This window comes from Stenotrophomonas sp. YJH_SMC_17 (assembly GCF_059371655.1).
In genome coordinates, this window is record NZ_JCAFUU010000010.1 from 25,628 (window position 1) to 46,409 (window position 20,782).

Below are 20,782 nucleotides of genomic sequence, written 5' to 3' on the forward strand. Positions count from 1 at the left end.
CCTCTCCGTGAAAGCGTTCTGCCCCTCTACAGGCGCAGCCCGGCGCGGGCCTTCAGCAGCTCGCGCAGTTCGTACTTGTCAGTATCGTCCAGACCCTGCTGGCGCTGCTTTGCCAGCAGTTCGTCCAGACGTTGCACCAGCAGTTGTTTTTCCAGCTGGGCCACCGCGTCGTGCAGTTCCTGGGTCCAGCTGGCCTCGGTGCCGGGCAGCGTCTGTGCCGCCAGCGTATGCAGCGAGGACTGTTCCTCGCGGCCGTCGAAGTGTTCCAGCAGGGCACCGGTGCTGATGTCCGGGCGCTGTTCGACCAGTCCCAGCAGCTCCAGCAGCAGCTCCACGCCGGGCAGGCGCAGGCCCTGGAAGTGATGCTTGCCGCCCAGGGTCAGCGCCAGCGACGGCTGCTGCAGCAGCACGGCGATCGCGCCGCGCACCAGGCTGCGCCTGGCCACTGGCTGGATCGTGCGCGAGGGCTGGCGTTGTGGCTGCGGTGTGCGCGTGGCGGCAGCGTTGCCACCCCCCAGGCCGGTCAGCTGCCCCAGCTGCTGCTTCATCAGATCGCCGAAGGCGCCGTCGGGAATCTGCGCCAGCATCGGCTTTGCGCGTTCGGCCAGGCGCGCCTTGCCGTCCAGCGTCCCCAGGTTGATCTCGCGGGTCAGTTCGTCGAAGAAGAACTGCGACAGCGGCGTGGCCTGCTTCAAGCGTTCGTTGAAGGCCTCGGCGCCTTCCTTGCGCACGATGGTGTCCGGGTCCTCGCCATCGGGCAGGAACAGGAAGAAGGCCTGGCGGCCATCCTTCATGCGCGGCAGCACCGACTCCAGCGCCTTCCAGCCGGCGCGGCGGCCGGCGGCGTCGCCGTCGAAGCAGAAGAACACATCCGGCGCGTTGCGGAACAACAGCTCGGCATGGTCCGGCGTGGTCGCGGTGCCCAGCGTGGCCACCGCCTGGGTGACGCCGAACTGGAACAGCGAGACCACGTCCATGTAGCCCTCGACCACGATCAGCCGCTCGATCTTCTGGTTGGCCTGGCGCACCTGCCACAGGCCGTACAGTTCGCGGCCCTTGTGGAACAGTGCGGTCTCGGGCGAGTTGAGGTACTTGGGGCCGTCATCCTTCTCGAACACGCGGCCGCCGAAGGCGATCACCCGACCCCGGCGGTCGAAGATCGGGAACATCACCCGGTCGCGGAACTTGTCGTAGACGTGGCCGCGGTCGTTCTTGGAGAACAGGCCGGCGCGGTCGAGCAGCTTCATGCGCCGCTCGTCCTTGCCCAGCGCATCGCGCAGCCCGCTGTAGCCATCGGGCGCATAGCCGATCTGGAAGCGTGCGCGGTTCTCTTCGTCCACGCCGCGGCCGTCGAGGTAGCTGCGCGCCTTCTCGCTGCCTTCCAGGTTCTTCTGGAAGAACTTGGCAGCGGCGTCCAGAGCGGAGTACAGCTCGCGGCTGTCGTCCTGCTGCTGCGGGCTGCGCGGGTTCTCGTTGCGCGGTACTTCCATGCCGGCGCGCTTGGCCAGCTCATCCACCGCGTCGAGGAACTCGAGGCGGTCGTAGTTCATCAGGAAGCTGATCGCGGTGCCGTGCGCGCCGCAGCCGAAGCAGTGATAGAACTGTTTGGTGGGCGAGACCGTGAACGAGGCCGAGCGCTCGTCATGGAACGGGCAGCGCGCTGCGTACTCCTTGCCCTGGCGCTTCAACGGCACGCGGCTGCCCACCACCTCGACAATGTCGGTGCGGGCGAGCAGGTCGTCGATGAAAGCGTCGGGGATACGGGCCATGGGCAACAGGGCAGGGCGCGGTGCAGGACCACGCGACGGAACCGGGGGCGGTCGGCCTAGTTTACCCCCTGTCGGGCACCTGGCTGGCGGTTGCCGGATCAATGCCGGCTGCGGCCAGGTGATGACGTGCGCGCAGGCGTTCATCGATCACAGCCGTCATCAGTGCGCCAACGAAGAAGACCACGGTGGCGTAGTAGATCCAGACCAGCGAGATCACCAGCGCGCCCATCGAGCCGTAGGCACTGCCGGGTGCCACGGTGGCGATGTAGACGCCGATGCCGTAGCGGCCCAGTGCGAACAGTGCCGAGGTGATCACGCCGCCGATGAAGGCCTGGCGCCACGCCACGCGACGGTCGGGCAGATAGTGGTACATGAAGGCGAAGCCGACTGCGTAAAGCAGCAGGCTCGTGACGTACCCCAGCGCGGGCAGGATCGAAGGCAGTTGCGCGAAGGCCACCTGCAGCACCGTGGTGGCGGTCATCGACAGGATCAACAGGAAGCCCAGCGCCAGCACCACGCCGAACGAGAACACGCGCTTGCGCAGCCAGGCCTTGACGCCTTCCAGGCGCTCGCCGCTGGTGCGGAAGATCAGGTTCAGTGCGTTCTGCAGCTGGGCGAACACGGCGGTGGCACCCACGAACAGCAGCAGCGTGCTCCATACACCCGCCAGCGACCCGACATCCGGCTGGTTGTCGGCGTTCTTCAGAACGGTTTCGGCCACGGTAGCCGCGCTGCTGCCGGCCACCGAGCTGATCTGGTCGATCAGCGCCTGCTGGGCCGGGGGGTACAGTGAGGCGGTCAGCCACAGCAGCAGGACCAGCAACGGTGCCATCGACAGCAGGGCGTAGAAGGAGACGGAAGCTGCCTGGGTCAGCACGTCGACGTCGATGAAGCGCTTGGCCACCGCCATCGGGAAGCTGTCCTGCAGGCGCTTGATGTACTTGTGCAGTGACACGGGAACGTTGGGCTCGGGTTCGACCATGTGTGCGGTTGTAGCAGGCGACCGACGAAGGTGCGGTGAAACAGGGGCGCTGATGGGGTCAGAGCCCTTCCGCGATGCGAAAGGGATCCGACCCCGGCAATGGCTTATGCCAGCAGCTGCTTGACCAGCTTGGACACCAGGCCCATGTCGGCCTGGCCGGCGAGCTTGGGCTTCAGCGCGCCCATCAGCTTGCCCATGTCGGCCGGGCCGGAAGCACCGGTTTCGGCGATGGCGGCCTGGATGGCGGCCACGATCTCGGCTTCGCCCATCTTGGCCGGCAGGTAGGCTTCGATGACCACGATCTCGGCGCGCTCGATCTCGGCCAGGTCTTCACGGTTGGCGGCTTCGAACTGGCTGACCGAGTCCTTGCGCTGCTTGACCATCTTGTCGAGCACGGCGATCACGGCGGTGTCGTCCAGCTCGATGCGCTCGTCCACTTCGCGCTGCTTGATGGCAGCGTTGATCAGGCGGATCACGCCCAGCTTGTGCTTCTCGCCCGCCTTCATGGCGGCCTTCATGTCGTCGGTGAGCTGCTGCTTCATGCTCATGAGGAACCTCGTGGTGGTAGGTGGGGCGGGGCGGATGCCCGAACCCGGAAACGCAAAAAGCCGGCGACGCTCGCGCGTGCCGGCTTCGGCTCCATCGCGACAGGCAGGCCCGTCGCAATGAAGATGCGTCCGATCAGTACAGGCGCTGACGCTTGGTGACGTCGCGCGACGAGCGGCGCAGCTGACGCTTCACAGCAGCGGCGGCCTTGCGCTTGCGCTCCTGGGTCGGCTTTTCGTAGAACTCGCGCTTGCGGGTTTCGGCCAGCACACCGGCCTTTTCGCAAGTGCGCTTGAAGCGGCGAAGAGCAAACTCGAAGGGCTCGTTCTCGCGGACTTTGACGCTGGGCATGGAATCTCCGGGACACAGTAGAACCGGGTCACGCCCGGCGAGCCGCACATTATAGCGGCGAATAGACAAACTGCAAGCGGCCAACCCTGAATACGGGCCGGAAGTTCGAAAGCAGTGAGATCTGCACATCCCCCGAGGGGGCGGCAGGGGCGTCATAATAGCAGGCATGCGAGTCCTTGGCATCGAATCTTCCTGTGATGAGACCGGCGTGGCGGTGTATGACACCGACCTGGCCGGCAGCGCGGCCCTGCGCGCCCATGCGGTCTACAGCCAGATCGCCCTGCATGCCGAGTACGGCGGTGTAGTGCCCGAGCTGGCCAGCCGCGACCACGTCCGCAAGCTGCTGCCGCTGGTGCGCCAGACCCTGGCCGACGCCGGCCTTGGCGTAGGCGATATCGACGGGGTGGCCTACACGGCCGGTCCCGGCCTGGTCGGTGCGCTGCTGGTGGGCGCCGGCGTGGCCCGCTCGCTGGCCTGGGCGCTGGAGGTGCCGGCGGTGGGCGTACACCATATGGAAGGCCACCTGCTGGCCCCGCTGATGGAGGACGACCCGCCGGAAGCGCCGTTCGTGGCGCTGCTGGTGTCCGGCGGCCATACCCAGCTGGTGGCGGTGGACGCCATCGGCCAGTACCGCCTGCTGGGCGAGACCCTGGACGATGCGGCCGGCGAGGCCTTCGACAAGACCGCCAAGCTGATGGGCCTGCCATACCCGGGTGGCCCCCAGCTGGCCAGGCTGGCCGAGCAGGGCACGCCGGGCGCGTACCGCTTCGCGCGGCCGATGACCGACCGCCCGGGGCTGGATTTCAGTTTCTCCGGCCTGAAGACCCAGGTCCTGATGGCCTGGCGCGACAGCGACCAGAGCGAGCAGACCCGCGCCGACATCGCCCGTGGCTTTGAAGATGCCGTGGTCGAGACCCTGTCGATCAAGTGCGAGCGCGCGCTTGAAGCGGCCGGCACCAACGTGATCGTGGTGGCCGGCGGCGTGGGCGCGAACAAGCGCCTGCGCGCCCGCCTGCAGCAGATGGCCGAGCGCCTGGGCGGCCGCGCCTGCTTCCCGCGACCGGCACTGTGCACCGACAACGGCGCGATGATCGCCTTCGCCGGCGCCCTGCGCCTGCAGGCCGGCCAGCACAGCCCGCCGAAGGTGGACGTGACCCCGCGCTGGGACATGGCGACCCTGCCAGCGGTGTGAACCAGCGGCGCCGGGCCACGCCCGGCGGACGTATTACCGATGCCCTGCCAACGGCGACGCCGCCAGCACGGTCGTCGCCCGCTCATGGCGCTGCAGCCAGCCCAGGGTGTGCGGGCTACGGGCGTGGATCAGCCGCCCGATCGCGGCCAGGTCGGCGCCGATGTCGCGCTCGAGGATGGGCTCGTGATGGGCGATGCGGTTGCGCAGGTGGCGGATGCGGCCAATATCCGCGTGGATGGCTTTCCGGATGACACTGGGGTGGGCGCAAGGCGCATGGCGCAGGACTCCGCTGAGTGCCGGTATCCACAGCGTGGAATCGAAGCGACATGTGAATAGCTGCTGCCAGAACACCATAGGCAGGTTGGCGACGATTTCAGGTGTATCGCTTACGCGACTGGCAAGTTGTTCCAGTGCCGTGCGTGGAGAAGTACTGGACGAAGTTGGCAGCCTGCGTCTAAAGGCATCATTCCAGGGCCAACGTGGACCGTGCTGCCGAACAAGAACCATTGCCGCGGCATTGCGGGTGACCACCTCGCACAGATGGACCGGCATCATCAGTGCACCGCACAGCCGCATGTTCCAGAGGTAGAGGGATTCGGCTGTGACGTCGGGGCCGCAGGTCGATGCGATTCTCTCGTAAGTGGACAGACGCTCCGCTGACAACGCGCGCCGCAGTGCATCGTATGAAGCCATCGTGATGTGCGGTGGTGAAGAATGGATCGATGTTGGCCAGTCAGGCGGGCAACAACCATAAGGGAACGTCGTTGTCCGTGCGGCCGATTCTCCGTGTTTCGCCTCGGACGAATACCTGAGCTTGCCTGTCGGAATTGGCCTTGACCGACGATCCGGTCCTTGCCTACCCTGCGTGCCTGCGCCACCGGGACTCGCGGCTGTTCAACAGCTCCCCCCGGGGACAAACGGTAGTACCAAAGGGCCCTGCTAGCGGGGCCCTTTGTTTTTTCCGTCACCAGCAATTGCCGCAATCGCCTCTCGCATCGAGCAGGACCGATGGGATACCTGCGCCAGCGTGTGCTCCGGGACTCGCGGCTGGATTCCAGCTCCCCCTGGGGACGTTGAGAGGTACCAAAGGGCCCCGCTAGCAGGGCCCTTTGTCTTTTCCGGGCCGCCCCACGCCGGCGGTCCACTGCCCGTTCCAGGCAGGGTCACCGCCGTGCCGTTACCATGGTGGCCTGTATTGGCGCTGGTAACCGCAATGGACAAGGTTTTCATCGAGGGGCTGACGATCGACGCCCTGATCGGTATCTACGATTGGGAGCGACGGATCCGCCAGGACCTGGTGTTCGACCTGGAAATGGGCTTCGACAACCGTCGCCCCGCGGCCACCGACGACATCGCCCACACCTTGAACTACAAGGCGGTGAGCAAGCGCCTGGAGCAGTTCGTGCGCGAGTCGGAGTTCGGCCTGGTCGAGACCCTGGCCGAGCGCTGCGCCCAGATCGTACTGACCGAATTCGACGTGAAGTGGCTGCGCCTGAAGCTGAGCAAGCCCGGTGCGGTGCGCGGCGCGCGCGCGGTGGGCGTGATCATCGAGCGCACGCGCGACTGACCCGGTAAACCCGGCCGCAGGTCGGCAACCTCATCAGCAATAAAACAAGGAGACAACGGATGGTAGACGCGGTGGTGGCGGTACAGTGGCTGGAAAAGCTGCAGGACACACTGGAACCCTATCCTGGCGCCTACCTGGCGTTGATGATCTCGGCGCTGCTGATCGCCGCCGGCCTGGCCAATTGGGTGACCAAGCGCATCCTGCTGCGGGGCCTGCGGCGCCTGCTGCAGCGCCTGCCGGGCGCTGACACCGGCCGTGGCAGCCACCTCATGCGGGTGATCTCGCGGCTGTCCAATGTGGTGCCCAGCCAGGTGATCGCTTCCGGCATCCGCATCGTGCCCGATCTGCCGCCGGGGCTGGTGAGCTTCATCATCGGCGCCTGCCAGGCGTGGGCGATCCTGACCGTGGTGCTGGCCATCTCGCATGCGCTGGATGCGGCCAACGATCTCTACGAACGTCGCCCCGAAGCACGCAACAAGCCGATCAAGGGCTACCTGCAGGTCGCCAAGATCGTCATCTTCGTGATCGCCGGCCTGTCGATTGTCGCCACCTTGGCCGGTGTCGACCTGCGCTATCTGGTCACCGGCCTTGGCGCCGCCACCGCAGTGCTGATGCTGATCTTCCAGGACACCATCCTGTCGCTGGTAGCCAGCGTGCAGATCAGCGGCGATGGTCGCGTGCGCATCGGTGACTGGATCGAGATGCCCAGCCAGAACGCCGATGGTGATGTGATCGACATCGCCCTGCACACCATCACCGTGCAGAACTTCGACAAGACCATCACCACCATCCCGACCAAGAAGCTGGTGACGGAGTCGTTCAAGAACTGGCGCGGCATGCAGGAAGCCGGTGGCCGCCGCATCAAGCGCGCGCTGTACCTGGACCAGCACAGCGTCGGCTTCCTGGACGAGGGCGACCTGGCCTTCCTCGGCCAGTTCGCGCTGCTGCGCGACTACCTGCGTGAGAAGGAACAGGAGCTGGGGCAGTGGAACGGGCGCCTGCGCGAGCAGGGCGTGGCCGAGGTCAACAGCCGCCGGGTGACCAACCTGGGGACCTTCCGCGCCTACGTCGAGCGCTACCTGCGCAGCCATCCGGGCATCCATACCGACATGACCCTGCTGGTACGGCAGCTGCAGCCGACCACCGAGGGCCTGCCGCTGGAGCTGTACTGCTTCACCCGCAGCACCGCCTGGGGCGAGTACGAGGCGGTGCAGTCGGACATCTTCGACCACCTGCTGGCCATCCTGCCCGCCTTCGGGCTGCGGGTGTTCCAGGCCTCCAGCGACGCCATGTTGATGGCCGGGCAGCGCCAGCTGGCCGGCTCGGAGTAAGCTGCGATGCCTCCGGCCGGACCGTACGGATCCGGCTGGAGCCTGAAACTGAATGACGAAACCTCTCGCCAAATGGCTCGGGATCGCTAGAATGCCGGGCTTGTAAACGTTTTCATCAAGGACTGCTGGTGGCCTCCGATCGCATCGAATCCCTCATTGCCCAGATGACCGTCGAGGAAAAGGTCGGCCAGCTGGGTGTCTTCGCGGACATGGTCCGCCCGTTCGCCCCGGACGTGAACCCGGAAGCCAACGTGCGCAATGCCGACCAGGTGCTGCAGCAGGTGCGCGAGGGCAAGGTCGGCTCGCTGTTCAATGGCGTCGGCGCCGAACTGGGTCGCCGCATCCAGCAGGTCGCCACCGAGGAGAGCCGCCTGGGCATCCCGGTGATCCTGGCGGCCGACGTCATCCACGGCATGCGTACCGTGTTCCCGATTCCGCTGGGCGAGGCCGCCAGCTTCGAGCCGGACCTGGCCGAGCGCACTGCGCGCGCCACCGCCATCGAGGCCACCGCCGCCGGCCTGCACTGGACCTACGCACCGGCCGTGGACATCGCCCGCGACCAGCGCTGGGGCCGGGGTGCCGAAGGCGCCGGTGAGGACGTGGTCCTGGGCTGCGCGTTCGCCGCCGCCCGCGTGCGCGGCTTCCAGGGCGGCGATCTGCGTGCCGCCGATTCGCTGCTGGCCACGCCGAAGCACTTCGCCGCCTATGGCGCGGTGATGGCCGGCATGGAATACAACATGGTGGACATCTCGCCGCAGACCCTGCGCGACGTGCACCTGCCGCCGTTCAAGGCCGCCTTCGACGCCGGCGCGATCACCGTGATGTCCTCGTTCAACGACATCAACGGCGTGCCGGCCAGCGCCAATGCCGAACTACTGACCGACATCCTGCGCGGTGAGTGGAAGTTCCCGGGCGTAGTGATCTCCGATTACACCGCCGACATGGAACTGGTCGCCCACGGCTATGCCGCCGACGACCGCGATGCCACCGCCAAGGCGTTCACCGCCGGCCTGGACCTGAGCATGCAGAGCGGCTTCTACGCCGAGCACCTGCCGGGCCTGGTCGAGAGCGGCGAGGTGCCGATGGCGGTGCTGGATGAAGGCGTGCGCCGCATCCTGTGGCTGAAGGAAACCATCGGCCTGTTCGACGACCCGTACCGTTCGCTGGACCCGGCGCGCGAAGCCGATACCTCGCACATCGCCGCGCATGACGAACTGTCGCGCGATGCCGCGCGCCGCTCGATCGTGCTGCTGAACAACCGCGACAACGTGCTGCCGCTGCAGAAGACCGGGCAGAAGATCGCCCTGATCGGCCCCTTCGTGCAGGACCGCGAGAACATCGAAGGCTGCTGGACGCTGTTCGGTGACAAGCAGCGCTATGTGGACCTGGAAACCGGCGCGCGCGCCGCCATCGGCGATGCCTCGCTGCTGGAGATCGTGCCCGGCTGTGATCTGGAAACCGCGATTCCGGGCGGCACCGAAGCGGCCGTTGCCGCCGCGCTGCGTGCCGACGTGGTGGTGCTGGCACTGGGCGAACCGCAGCGTTACAGCGGCGAAGCGCAGTCGCGCGTGGAGATCACTCTGCCGCCGGCACAGCAGGCGCTGGCCGAAGCGGTGGCGATGACCGGCAAACCGCTGGTGGTGCTGCTGCGCAATGGCCGCGCGCTGGCGCTGCAGGGCGCGGTGCGCAACGCGCACGCCGTGGCGGTCACCTGGTACCTGGGCACGCAGACCGGCCATGCCGTGGCCGATGTGCTGTTCGGTGATTACAGCCCGTCCGCGCGCCTGCCGGTCAGCTTCCCGCAGGTGTCCGGCCAGCAGCCGTATTTCTACAACCACCCGCGTACCGGCCGCCCGGAACTGCCGACCATGTCGGAGTTCAAGGCGCGCTGGCGCGAGATCCCGAACGAACCGCTGTACCCGTTCGGCCATGGCATCGGCTACACCACCTTCGCTTACGGCGTGCCGCAGCTGAGCACGGCACAGCTCGGCTGGGAGGACACCCTGACCATCACCACCGTGCTGACCAATACCGGCCGCGTGGCCGGCGAGGAAGTGGTGCAGCTGTACATCCACGACCGCGTGGCCAGCCGCGTGCGCCCGGTGCGCGAACTGAAGGACTTCCGCAAGGTGGCACTGCAGCCGGGCGAGTCGGCCGAAGTGGTGTTCACCCTGACCCGTGAGCAGCTGGCGTTCACCGGCCGCGACGGCGTGCTGCGTGCGGAACCGGGTCAGTTTGACCTGTGGGTCTGCGCCTCGTCGGCGGCCGGCGAAGCCGTGCAGTTCGAGCTGCTGAAGGGTTGATCGCGGTATGGCAGCGCCGGGCCATGCCCGGCGTTGCTGCGCTCACATTGCACGAACACGCCGGGCGTGCCCGGGCGCTACCATCGGGCTCCCTGTTTCGATGGAGTGCGCGCATGCGCCGGATGGCTTGTCTGATTCCCGCCCTGTTGCTGGCGGCCTGTTCGCAGCCGGCGGCACCACCGTCCGAGCCCGTCGCGGATGCACCGCCGCCGATGGAGGCCAGCGCCCCGGCAACGCCCGCGGCACCCACCGCTGAGCCCGCCGCCGCTGCCCCGGCCGCACCCGAAGCGGATGCGCCCGCGGAAGACGCACGCGCACGCATCGAAACCCTGCTTGGTGATGCGGCGCAGTACGAAAAGGTGTTCAACGCGTTCAAGACCGCAGTGGTCGGTGGGGATCGTGCTGCCGTGGTGGAGGAAGTGCGCTTCCCGCTGAACATCGCGGATGGAAAGAAGATCACCGGCCCGGGCGAGTTCCAGCGCAACTACGAGAAGATCATCACACCGGCGGTGGTCAAGGCGGTGTCCGAACAGGACTTCGGCAAGGTCTTCGTCAACCAGCAGGGCGTGATGATCGGCGATGGACAGGTGTGGTTGAACGGGCAGTGCCTGGACCAGGCCTGCACGAAGACCGAGGTGAAGGTCATCACCATCCAGTAAACGGAAGCGGCCCCGCATGCGGGGCCGTTGCAGAAGGGTAGTGCCGGCCGCTGGCCGGCGGCCGCAGGATGCCGGAAGAATTCAGGGGGCCGGCCAGCGGCCGGCGCTGCCTCAGGCCTTCGGCGTCAGCTTCAACAGGCGCGCCTTGCTGCCGTCTTCCAGCAGCCACAGGGCGCCATCCGGGCCCTGTTCCACTTCGCGGATACGCTCGCCCATGTTGAAGCGTTCGGCCTCGCGCGCGCTGTCGCCGTCGAAGGCCACACGCACCAGCGAGGTCGACGACAGCCCACCGATGAAGCCGCTGCCCTTCCACTGTGGGAACAGGCTGCCGCTGTAGATCACGAAGCCGGCCGGCGAGATCACCGGCGTCCAGGTCACCTTGGGCGCAGCAAATTCAGGGCGGGTGCTGTGGTCGGGGATCGGGCGACCGTCGTAGTGGTCGCCATTGGAAACGACCGGGTAACCGTAGTTGGCGCCGCGCACGATCAGGTTCAGTTCGTCGCCGCCGGCCGGGCCCATCTCATGTGCCCACAGCTTGCCGTTGGCGTCGAAGGCCATGCCCAGAATATTGCGGTGGCCCAGCGACCACACCTGCGCGGCAACGCCGCCCTGCGAGGCGAACGGGTTGTCGGCGGGCAGGCTGCCATCGTCGTTGAGGCGGATGATCTTGCCGAGGTTGCCGCCCATGTCCTGGGCCGGATCGAACTTCTGCCGCTCGCTGGAGCTGATCCACAGCTTGCCGTCCGGGCCGAAGGCGAGGCGGTGGCCGTAGTGGCCCTGGCCGCTGACCTTGGGAGTCTGCCGCCAGATCACCTTCAGGTCCTTCAGCTGCCCAGCCCCGTTCGCATCCAGCGCCAGCGTGGCGCGGGCCACGGCCGCGCCGCGGGTATCCAGCGTGCCTTCCTCGGCATAGCTGAGGTAAACGACGTGATTCCGGGCAAAGTCGGGGTGCAGGATGATGTCGCCCAAGCCACCCTGGCCACCGTAGGCGACCTTCGGAACGCCGGTGATCTCATGCTTCTGGCCGCTGGCCAGATCCAGGTGCTGCAGCTTGCCGCGCTTCTCGGTGACCAGCAGGCTGCCGTCAGGCAGGAAGGTCATCGCCCACGGCTGGTCAAAACGGCTGACTTCGGTAGCGGTGAACGGACGCTGGTCGGCGGCGGAGGCGGCTGCGGGCGCGCTGGTCTGGGCGCCGTTGGCGCCAGGGTCGGCGGCATTGCAGGCAGAGGCGGCGAGGATCGGCACCAGGCCGAGGGCGAGCAGCAGGGGTGTGCGGGTCATGGGTATCTCCAGGGCGGGGATGCGGATGGCCGGGCTGTCCCTTGTATACCACTGGAGGCGTGACCGTCGTGGCCCGAAGGTCCTGCTCCCCCCTGTGCGACGGCGGCGGGATCGTCTAGGGTGGGCACGCCCGGGCAAAGCGTGCCCGACTGCCTGCCAAGGATCTGCAATGAACACTGCCATGCCCCACAAGCCGTCCACCGCCTTCATCGCCGCCTCGTGGGTGGCCCTGCTGCTGGGCGCGGCGGCCTACCTGATCGGCCTGTTCAACGCCGCCACGATGGCGCTCAATGAAAAGGGCTACTACCTGACCCTGCTGCTGTTCGGCCTGTTCGCGGCGGTGTCGCTGCAGAAGAGTGTGCGTGACCGCGTTGAGGGTATCCCAGTGAGCGCGCTGTACTACGCGTTGTGCTGGTTCGCGCTGCTCTCGGCGCTGATGCTGCTGCTGGTTGGGCTGTGGAATGCCACGCTGGCATCGAGCGAGAAAGGCTTCTACGGCATGGCCTACGCGCTGTCGCTGTTCGGTGCGGTGGCGGTGCAGAAGAACACCCGCGACCTCATCGCTGCAGGTGCTGGTGAGAGCACGCGCAGCCCGGTCGTGCCACCGTTGCCGGAACAGGAGTGAATCCGTAGAGCCGAGCCCACGCTCGGCTCTCGCAGGATTTCTGTAGCGTCGCGCCATGCTCGACTCTCAGCCGAGCATGGGCTCGGCTCTACAGAAGCATGGCGTTACCGCTTCAACCGCGGGTCCGCCAGCTGTGCATCCTCCCAGCCACGGCGCACAGCGCCGCGCGCCTGCGCCCATTCCAGCCGGCTGCGGCCGCGTTCACTGGCCCAGCGCGATTCCAGCTCGGCTTCGACCTGTTCGTAGGCGCGGATCATGTCCTGTGCACGCGCGGCGTGGCCGATGCGGTAGGCAGGCTCGTAGTCCTCGAAGAACAGCTGGTCGTCGTAGTACGGCTCGGCCGTGTAGCGTTCGCGCCAGTAGTTGCTGACCGCATCGCGCGGCGTGCTGTCGTCCGGTACGCGGCCGGGAATCTGGTACTCAGCCATGGAAGGGCTCCGTTGTTGACGAAGCCTGATCGTGCCTGCGTGGTGGTTAACGGCCCGGTCCGGCAGCGTGATCACCAGATCAATCCGCCGGGCATGGCCCGGTGCGACCGGTCACCCGGCGTCGGCATCCTTGCGCGGCAGCTTGTAGATCACCGCGCCGATGCCAAACGCCACCAGCGCCGCGGCGATGTTCTGCCAGCTGGCACTGGCGAACAGCGCCAGGCACAGCAGCAGCGCCAGCACCGGAATCAGCGGGCCACCGGGCAGCTTCAGCGCGCCTGGCCGGTCCGCGAAGCGCTTGGCCAGCACCAGCACCGCAGCCGCGGTGCCGATGTAGGCGAACAACCGCGTGGTCATCGACAGCAGCGCCAGCTGCACGAACGAACCAGACAGCGCCAGTCCGAGTGCGATCAAACCCTGGCACAGGATCGATGCGGCCGGCGTGTGGAAGCGTGGATGCACCTGCGCCAGGATCTTCGGGCCATAGCCATCACGGGCCAGTGCGAACAGGAAGCGCGGGCCCATCATCATCGTGTTGCTGTTGGTGCCGAGGATGGAGATGGTGGCACCCACCGTCAGGATCAGCGCCAGTGCTTCGCCACCGAAGCCGGCGGCGGCATCGGCCAGCGGCGTTGCCGAGCTGGCCAGGCCGGCCAGCGTGCCCTGTGCCACCACCTGCACCGCGCCGTAGATGACGGTGACGGTGATGATCATGGTGATCAGCGCGAATGGGATATCGCGGCGCGGATTGCGGTACTCGCCCGCCGCAGCGGGGATGTTTTCGAAACCGGCGTAGGCGTACAGCAGCAGGAGCGCGGCCTCGCCCATGCGTTGCAGGTCATGCGGGTCCGGGCGCTGGCCGGAGAACGCCAGCTGTGGGTCGATATAGAACGCACCGATGGCCACGAACAGCAGCAGGGGCAGCATCTTGCCGATCACCAGCACCACGCCGGTCCGCGCGGCCGAGCGCACGCCGATGATGTTGACGCCGGTCAGGAAGCCCAGCGACACCACGATGATCGCGATGCGCCCCATGCCGGCACCGGCCCATGGCCAGAACCGCGCGACCGCATCGGCCAGCGCATTGCTCAATGCGGCCGCCGAGCTGATGCGGGTCAGCCAGATCATCCAGCCGATCTCGAATCCGGCGAAGCGCCCGAACGCTTCGCGCGCATACAGGTAGCTGCCGCCGGGTTCATCGAAGTAGCTGGCGGCCTGGGCGTAGCACAGCACCAGCAGCGCGACGACGATGCCGGCGGCGACCACGCCCCACAGGCTGAAGGGGCCGAGCAGGGCGACGGTGGCGGCCGGCAGCAGGTAGATGCCGCTGCCTATCACATCGTTGATTGACAGGCCGACGATCTGCCAGCGGCTGACCGCGCGTTGCAGCTGCGGTTCGTCCTGCGCGCTCAACGGGCGTCTCCGCTGAGTGCGGGCAGCTGCCACTGGGCCTGCAGGCGTGTGTATTCGGCGCGCGGCAGCAGCACGAAGCGCGGCGCCTCCTGCGGGCGCAACCAGTCCAGCAGGGCCCGCATGCGTGCCTGCGGCATAGCGGTGCAGCCGGCCGTGGCCTCGCCGGGCTGGCGCCACAGATGGGCGAAGATGCAGCTGCCCTTGCCCGGCTGGTTGTCCGGATTGTGGGCGATCACGAAGCCTTCCTGGTAGCGCACGTCGCCCTTGTTGTGCAGGTCCAGCCGCATGGGCTCGGTGGAGCCCTTGATCGCCGCACTGCCGACTTTCCTTTCATCGACGATGCGGTTGTAGAACGGCGAGCCGGGTACGTCCATGCAGTAGCTGCTTTCAAGCATCGGCTGGTAGGCCATGGCCGTGCCTGGGCGTGTGACGGCATAGCCGAACGCGCTGCCGAGCGCGAACACGCCCGCCGGGCTGCGGCCATCGCCTTCCTGCTTCTGCGGGCCATCGGCCTGTGCCGGGTGCAGGCCCAGGCCCCAGGCACTGCCAGTGCGGCCAAGTGCCACCGGGAACGCCTCTCCATGCGCATGCCAGCCCTTGCCATCGCGCACATAGGCCTGCAGCTGGCCCTGGGTGCTGTCCCAGCCTTCGCTGGTGACCACGATCAGCTGGCGCGCACCCTCCAGCGGCGCGGCGTGGACGGACACCGCTGCAGCAAGCAGCAGCGCAGCGGTAGCGCGACGGACCAGCGATTTCATCAACAGGTGCTCCGGTCAGGAATCCAGCAGGTGATCGATCCGCTCCAGGTTCACCGCCAGCTGCTGCTGGCGGTCCGGATTGGTGTGGCAAAGCAGCACGAACAGGAAATCGAGCAGGGCATGCATGGCGCTACGGTACAGCAGCTGCGCGACCTGCGGCGTGCGATCGTGCGCGCACACCCCCAGTGCTGCGTCAGCATGCGCGCGCAGCGGGTTGGCGGTGTGGCGGGTGATGGAAATCACCTTGCCACCCATGTCCTGGAACTGCCGCGACAGCTGCGAAAGCTGCGGCAGGTTGCCGAATTCGGAGAACACCAGCAGCGCATCGCCGGGGCGTGCGGCCGACAGGTTGGCCAGCATCAGGATCGGGTCGGTATGCGGTACCACCAGCAGGCCGAGCAGCGACAGCCGCATGGCGAACTCGCGGGCATACAGGCCGTCGTCACCCAGGCCGTACACGAACAGCTTGGGCGCGCCGTCGAGCAGCTGCACGATGCGCTCGATTTCCTCGCGTGGGTTGGCCTGGCGGGTTTCCTCCTCGGCCTGCGCCTTGCTGCGGCGCAGGGCGTCGCCCAGGCGCAGGTAGTCATCGCCACTGTCGGGTTCGCTGGGGGCCTGTTGTGGATCGGCACCGGCGCGAGCCACGTCCTGGCCGATCGAGTACTTCAGGTCCGGGTAGCCCTTGAAGCCGAGCTTCTGGCTGAACTTCACGACGCTGGACTGGCTGATGCCGAGCGCACTGGCCAGTTGCTGGGACGAGTAGTCGCGCAGCAGGTGGGCGTTGTCGAGGATGAAGTCGGCGATGCGTCGCTCGATGGCCGACATCTGCCCGCGCTCGGAACGGATCTTCAGCAGGGGCGGCATGCGGGGTGTCCGGGGGTCTGCAAAGGCGTTGCGGTTGGCCGCATAAAGCGAATTATGGGGTGGGTCGGGCGGGTGGGGATTGCGGGGGACGCCGCAAGTACGTCCGTGTAGGCTTGGCCGCCGCATCCATGCGGCGGACACCCCCGCAAGCCCCACCCGCCCGACCCTGGACACATCGCGCGCGTGCCAGCCGCGAAGGGATTACGGGGTAGGGCAAAAACAAGCGCTTCCACGCGTGGCGTGGATCTACTGGGTGCAGCTGTTGCATTGGACGTTGAGTCCGCCTTGTAGCGAGCCGAGCACCGCAGGTCCGGCGAGGGCGAAGAGGCGCGGGTGTCTGAGCGCAGCGAGTTCCCGCGCCGTCCCTCGACGGGCCGAGGAGCGCAGGGAACCGGTGCGTAGCACCGGCTCGCGGCCGGCGGAGCGTTTCTTCTGGTTACTTTTCTTTTCGCGAAAAGAAAAGTAACGCGCGACCCAGCGTCAGTGGCAGGCAACGTCAGCCGCAAGGCAGAGATCAACCCAGCATCTCCAGCCCACGCACTTCGGTGATGCCCAAGCCCGGCACGTCGCTGATACTGATCTCCGACTCGTTGAAATGCACGCCCCCGCTGACCGGGTCGAACTGGCCCAGCGACGGGCCGTCCAGGTCGACCTTGGTGATCACATCGCTCTTGGCCACCGCCAGGTGCACGGCGGCGGCCACGCTGATGCTCGATTCGATCATGCAGCCGATCATGCACGGCACGCCGTAGATGCCGGCGATGTCGGCGATGCGGATCGCGTTGGACAGGCCGCCGGTCTTCATCAGCTTGATGTTGATGATGTCGGCCGCGCGCTGCTGGATCAGGTCCATCACCTGGCTGGGGCTGAACACGCTTTCATCGGCCATCACCGGTGTGTTGACGCGATCGGTGACGTACTTCAGGCCGCTGATGTCGGCCGCCTTGACCGGTTGCTCCAGCAGTTCCAGCACCACACCGGCCTCTTCCAGCGTGCGCATGGCATGCACCGCCTGCTTGGCGGTCCAGCCCTGGTTGGCGTCCAGGCGCAGCAGGGCGCGGCCTTCGACGGCGGCATGGATCGCCTTGACCCGTTCGATGTCCAGGCCGATGTCCTTGCCCACCTTGATCTTCAGCGATTCGAAACCGCGCTCGATGGCCGACAGCGAATCGGCCACCATCTTGTCGATGTAGTCCACGCTGATGGTGATGTCGGTGGTGATCACCGGGTCGCCGCCACCGAGCATCTGGTACAGCGGTGCACCGTGCAGCTGCGCCCACAGGTCGTACAGCGCGATCTCCACCGCGGCCTTGGCGCTGGTGTTGCGCTCCATCGCGGTCTGCACCAGCCCGCACAGGCGGTTGAGGTTGGCCACGTCCTGGCCGATCAGGCGCGGCGCGATGAAGTGGCGGATCGCTTCGATGATCGAGCCGTGCGTATCACCGGTGATCACCGCAGTGGCGGGGGCTTCGCCGTAGCCGGTGTGGCCGGTGTCGGTGCGGATCAGCACCACCACGTCCTCCACGGTCTCCACCGTGCGCAGGGCGGTCTTGAACGGCGTTTTCAGCGGCACGCGCAGCATGCCCAGTTCGATGGCGGTGATCTTCATTCAGGAGTCTTGGCCCGCAGGCGCTGGATGTTGGTGATGCGGTCGATGTAGCGGACGGTATCGCTGGCCATCATCGGCTCCAGCGGGGTGACCGAAACACCATTGAGGTGGGCCTGTACGCGCTTGCCGTCGGCACCGAACCAGCTGCCGCCCGCCGTATCATGGATGACCCAGGTGCGGCCGTCGACGTGGCCGATGGCCATCATCACGTGCCCGGGAATGTAGACCAGGTCGCCCACCTGCAGATCGGTGACCGCACGGTCGCGCGCGGCCTTGCCGACCTTCCCGGTGAAGGGCAGGCGGTCCAGTGCCGGGCTGATCGCCTGTGCGCTGGTATTGCGCGGCAGCAGCACGCCGAAGCTGCGGTAGATCTCGGAAACGAACCCGCTGCAGTCGCGGGTGTCGTAGTCGTGGCCCCAGCCATAGCGTTCGCCCAGGAACTTGAAGGCCTGCTGCAGCAGCAGGCGCGGGGTGAGCGGCAGGTAGTCGGCGGCGGTGTCCTGCGAGCGCGGCAGCAGCGCCGGCACCAGTTTCAGGCGGCCATCGGTTTCGCGCACCGGCAGCTGCACCACCCACGAGGCATGCGCCTGCTGGCCGTTCACCGGTTCGGCGGCGGGCCAGTCGGCCAGCACCGGCAGGCGCACGCCCATGTCCAGCTGCAGGCGCGAGACGCGCGGTTCCTCCGGGGTGTAGGCGGTCTGCGCCGTGGCACCGGTGATGATGCGGTACGGGCCCTTTGCGCCGTAGCCGAGCACCGTGGCCTTGTCGCCGCTGGCGATGGCGTCGGCTTCGATCCACGCGCTGTAGCGCTCGCTGTGCACGAACAGCCAACGGCCGTCGGCACTGCGGTGGACCACGGCGACCTTGTCGCCGGGGAACAGTGCCGATTCCTGGAAGCGGTCGATGTCGGTGTCGCCGGCCGTGCTGAAGACGCGTTCGCGGGTGGGGAAGGTGCGCAGCGCCGCGCGTTTCACCACCAGGCCGAAGGCTGGTGACACCTGGGAAGGAATCGCATCGAGGCCGAGGTTGGCTTCGATGCCACTGCGCAGCGCGGGGGCGATGGCCTGGCCCTTCTCGTTGAACAGTACACGCTCGGGCCAGCGCGACAATGCGCTGATGCTGGCGCGTACCTGCGCGGCATCGAGCTGTGCGGGCAGTGCGGCGATGTCCTGGATGTGGCTGTCCTGCGCCCGCATCCGCGCGTTCTGCGCGTCGATCTGCGCGCGGTCGAGGATCGGCGCGTCAGCGTTGTCCAGGCGCGCGGCCCAGTACTGCGGGGTCAGGTAGGCCTCGTGCAGGCCAACCACATAGGGCAGCGGCGCGCCGGGGTCAGGTGGCGGTGCAGCCTGTGCGAAAGCCGGTGCGGCCAGCACGCAAAGGGCCAGGGTCAACCGGCGCGGCCACTGCCGGTCCGGTGCGCGGAAAGCCAGGATCATGCGCTGCATACCCTCCTAAAATGCCAGATGGAATATTTATTCCTTTCTCTGGCGAAAGCAAGAATAAATTATTGACCGGTCCGGCAGCCCGTGTTACACAGCCATTACCACCCGCGCTGGGGAAGTGTCGCTGTGGATCCTGCCGTTCGCAAACCGCGTCTGCCTGCTGCTGCCGGCCTGTGTGCCGCGCTGCTGCTGTGGGCATGGTCGGCGGGAGCGGAGCCGCCGCCGTCGGCCACCCAGTTTGCACGTGTCGTGCAGATGATCGACGCGGGACGGTTCTTTGAAGCGCACAGCGAACTGAACACCTGGTCGGCCGCCGACGCGGCGGAGCCTGGCGTCAGTGTCGACGACATCGCGTTCCAGGAAGAACGCATGCGCCGCATCCGCCTGGATTTTTCCCTCGACGAAACCGCCGCCAGGTCCGCCGTGCGCCGCTGGATTCCCGACCTCACCGACGAGGAATTTGCACGCTGGGACCAGCTCGGCCTGATCGAACACCTCGATATTGATGGCACGCGCTGGTACTTCAAGCGCGCACCATCGAACCTGTTCCTGCTCAGCGACGAAGCGCGTGCACGCCGCCGCGCAGATGCGCCGATGCCGGCGCCGGGCCCGAACGAAGTGCTCAACGAACACCACATGCGGGTGCTCGCTGCGGCAGCGCAGAGCGGGCAGGCCTCGGTGCTGCCACAGCGCATCGAATTCACCCAATCGCTGACGGTGAAGGCCGATGCGGTGCCGGCCGGCGAAACCGTGCGCGCGTGGATTCCGTACCCACGCGAAATGCCGGGGCAGCAGGAACAGGTGCAGTGGTTGGGCAGCACCCCGGGCAAGTCGCGGGTGGCACCCGCCAGTACCCTGCAGCGCACCGCCTACCTGGAGGCCAAGGCCGTGGCCGGGCAGCCGACCCGCTTCGAGATCCGCTATGCGGTCACGCTCTTTGCCCGGCACACCGCGATCGATCCCGCCAAGGTGCAGGCCACACCGAACGATCCCGCATTGAAGCCCTTCCTGGCCGAACAGCTGCCGCATGTGCGCTTCACGCCGGCATTGAAGCTGTTCTCCGACCAGGTGCTGCAGGGCGAGACGCGCCCGCATGAAGTGGTACGCAAGCTGTTTACTGCGGTCGACCGCATTCCCTGGGCCGGAGCGCGCGAATATTCCACGATCAGCAACATCAGCGACTACGCGCTGCGTGCCGGCCATGCCGACTGCGGCCAGCAGACCCTGCTGCTGATCACGCTGCTGCGCCTGAACGGCATTCCCGCGCGCTGGCAGTCGGGCATGGTGTTCTCCGACGACGGCAGCGGCTACAACAACCTGCATGATTGGGGGCAGGTCTACCTGGCGCCGTACGGCTGGCTGCCAATGGACGTGACCACCGGCGCGCTGGCCAGCGATGTGCCGGCACTGCGCGATTTCTACCTGGGGGGCCTCGATGGCTACCGTATCGCCTTCAACGACGATTTCGGCCAGCCCTTGGTGCCGGCCAAACAGCACTTCCGCTCGGAAACGGTCGACTCGCAGCGCGGCGAGGCCGAGTGGGCAGGCGGCAACCTGTACTTCGACCAATGGAGCTACGACTTCCAGTGGCGGGTACTGCCAGCCGGGCAACGCTAGCGCGACATATCGCAACTCACACCATTCAATTCTTGCAGGAGAGAG

The 20,782-nt window shown here is 67.0% G+C and carries 19 protein-coding genes; 7 read left to right on the forward strand and 12 right to left on the reverse strand.

Going from position 1 to position 20,782, the window contains the following annotated elements:
* Positions 1-26: 26 nt before the first annotated feature.
* The 4 genes from dnaG to rpsU form a co-directional block, all read right to left on the reverse strand.
* Entirely contained in the window at positions 27-1,769 is a 1,743-nt protein-coding gene (dnaG, locus tag AC5P8Z_RS18630) for a DNA primase (RefSeq protein WP_286070721.1), read from the reverse strand.
* 61 nt (positions 1,770-1,830) lie between these two features.
* Complete coding sequence (locus tag AC5P8Z_RS18635) at positions 1,831-2,751, reverse strand: YihY/virulence factor BrkB family protein (RefSeq protein ID WP_286070722.1); 921 nt, start codon at positions 2,749-2,751, stop codon at positions 1,831-1,833.
* Positions 2,752-2,855: 104 nt separating this feature from the next.
* Positions 2,856-3,299 (reverse strand): GatB/YqeY domain-containing protein, encoded by a 444-nt coding sequence (locus AC5P8Z_RS18640; RefSeq protein WP_049426948.1) that lies wholly within the window; start codon positions 3,297-3,299, stop codon positions 2,856-2,858.
* Between the two features lie 133 nt (positions 3,300-3,432).
* Positions 3,433-3,648: a 30S ribosomal protein S21 gene (gene rpsU, locus AC5P8Z_RS18645; protein WP_002808376.1), complete on the reverse strand. Its 216-nt coding sequence runs from the start codon at positions 3,646-3,648 to the stop codon at positions 3,433-3,435.
* A 166-nt stretch (positions 3,649-3,814) separates the two neighbouring features.
* On the opposite strand from rpsU, the gene tsaD reads away from it, so the two are divergent.
* Positions 3,815-4,840: a tRNA (adenosine(37)-N6)-threonylcarbamoyltransferase complex transferase subunit TsaD gene (tsaD, locus tag AC5P8Z_RS18650; RefSeq protein WP_021202939.1), complete on the forward strand. Its 1,026-nt coding sequence runs from the start codon at positions 3,815-3,817 to the stop codon at positions 4,838-4,840.
* 33 nt (positions 4,841-4,873) lie between these two features.
* Here the strand turns inward: tsaD and AC5P8Z_RS18655 are convergent, their stop codons facing one another.
* The gene (locus AC5P8Z_RS18655; protein ID WP_286070724.1) at positions 4,874-5,533 is read right to left on the reverse strand and encodes a hypothetical protein; all 660 of its coding nucleotides are present in this window, start codon (positions 5,531-5,533) and stop codon (positions 4,874-4,876) included.
* Between the two features lie 520 nt (positions 5,534-6,053).
* On the opposite strand from AC5P8Z_RS18655, the gene folB reads away from it, so the two are divergent.
* From folB to AC5P8Z_RS18675, 4 genes are all read left to right on the forward strand, one after another.
* Positions 6,054-6,407, forward strand: coding sequence for a dihydroneopterin aldolase (gene folB / locus AC5P8Z_RS18660; RefSeq protein ID WP_019336361.1), 354 nt, complete (start codon positions 6,054-6,056; stop codon positions 6,405-6,407).
* Positions 6,408-6,466: 59 nt separating this feature from the next.
* Positions 6,467-7,738 carry a mechanosensitive ion channel family protein gene (locus tag AC5P8Z_RS18665; RefSeq protein ID WP_495229725.1) on the forward strand — a complete coding sequence of 424 codons (1,272 nt, stop codon included), beginning with the start codon at positions 6,467-6,469 and terminating at the stop codon, positions 7,736-7,738.
* 128 nt (positions 7,739-7,866) lie between these two features.
* Entirely contained in the window at positions 7,867-10,041 is a 2,175-nt protein-coding gene (locus AC5P8Z_RS18670) for a glycoside hydrolase family 3 N-terminal domain-containing protein (RefSeq protein ID WP_495229726.1), read from the forward strand.
* A gap of 113 nt (positions 10,042-10,154) precedes the next feature.
* Positions 10,155-10,700 carry a hypothetical protein gene (locus tag AC5P8Z_RS18675; protein WP_286070727.1) on the forward strand — a complete coding sequence of 182 codons (546 nt, stop codon included), beginning with the start codon at positions 10,155-10,157 and terminating at the stop codon, positions 10,698-10,700.
* Between the two features lie 111 nt (positions 10,701-10,811).
* Here the strand turns inward: AC5P8Z_RS18675 and AC5P8Z_RS18680 are convergent, their stop codons facing one another.
* Positions 10,812-11,981, reverse strand: coding sequence for a PQQ-dependent sugar dehydrogenase (locus AC5P8Z_RS18680; RefSeq protein WP_495229727.1), 1,170 nt, complete (start codon positions 11,979-11,981; stop codon positions 10,812-10,814).
* A gap of 169 nt (positions 11,982-12,150) precedes the next feature.
* Between AC5P8Z_RS18680 and yiaA the strand changes: the two genes are divergently transcribed.
* Complete coding sequence (gene yiaA / locus AC5P8Z_RS18685) at positions 12,151-12,606, forward strand: inner membrane protein YiaA (protein WP_286070729.1); 456 nt, start codon at positions 12,151-12,153, stop codon at positions 12,604-12,606.
* A gap of 104 nt (positions 12,607-12,710) precedes the next feature.
* Here yiaA and AC5P8Z_RS18690 read toward each other — a convergent pair whose 3' ends face one another.
* The 6 genes from AC5P8Z_RS18690 to AC5P8Z_RS18715 all read right to left on the reverse strand — a co-directional run bounded on the left by AC5P8Z_RS18690 (position 12,711) and on the right by AC5P8Z_RS18715 (position 19,114).
* Positions 12,711-13,034: a hypothetical protein gene (locus tag AC5P8Z_RS18690; protein WP_286070730.1), complete on the reverse strand. Its 324-nt coding sequence runs from the start codon at positions 13,032-13,034 to the stop codon at positions 12,711-12,713.
* A gap of 111 nt (positions 13,035-13,145) precedes the next feature.
* Entirely contained in the window at positions 13,146-14,447 is a 1,302-nt protein-coding gene (locus AC5P8Z_RS18695; RefSeq protein ID WP_286070731.1) for an APC family permease, read from the reverse strand.
* Entirely contained in the window at positions 14,444-15,205 is a 762-nt protein-coding gene (locus AC5P8Z_RS18700) for a L,D-transpeptidase family protein (protein ID WP_286070732.1), read from the reverse strand. The genes AC5P8Z_RS18695 and AC5P8Z_RS18700 overlap by 4 nt, the downstream gene beginning before the upstream one ends.
* Positions 15,206-15,220: 15 nt before the next feature.
* Positions 15,221-16,069 carry a MurR/RpiR family transcriptional regulator gene (locus AC5P8Z_RS18705; protein WP_286070733.1) on the reverse strand — a complete coding sequence of 283 codons (849 nt, stop codon included), beginning with the start codon at positions 16,067-16,069 and terminating at the stop codon, positions 15,221-15,223.
* Between the two features lie 514 nt (positions 16,070-16,583).
* Positions 16,584-17,678 carry a dipeptide epimerase gene (locus AC5P8Z_RS18710; RefSeq protein WP_032130035.1) on the reverse strand — a complete coding sequence of 365 codons (1,095 nt, stop codon included), beginning with the start codon at positions 17,676-17,678 and terminating at the stop codon, positions 16,584-16,586.
* Entirely contained in the window at positions 17,675-19,114 is a 1,440-nt protein-coding gene (locus AC5P8Z_RS18715) for a C40 family peptidase (protein WP_286070735.1), read from the reverse strand. The genes AC5P8Z_RS18710 and AC5P8Z_RS18715 overlap by 4 nt, the downstream gene beginning before the upstream one ends.
* Positions 19,115-19,246: 132 nt before the next feature.
* Here AC5P8Z_RS18715 and AC5P8Z_RS18720 point away from each other — a divergent pair, with 132 nt between their 5' ends.
* Positions 19,247-20,737: a transglutaminase-like domain-containing protein gene (locus AC5P8Z_RS18720; RefSeq protein WP_495229728.1), complete on the forward strand. Its 1,491-nt coding sequence runs from the start codon at positions 19,247-19,249 to the stop codon at positions 20,735-20,737.
* Positions 20,738-20,782 lie beyond the last annotated feature (45 nt).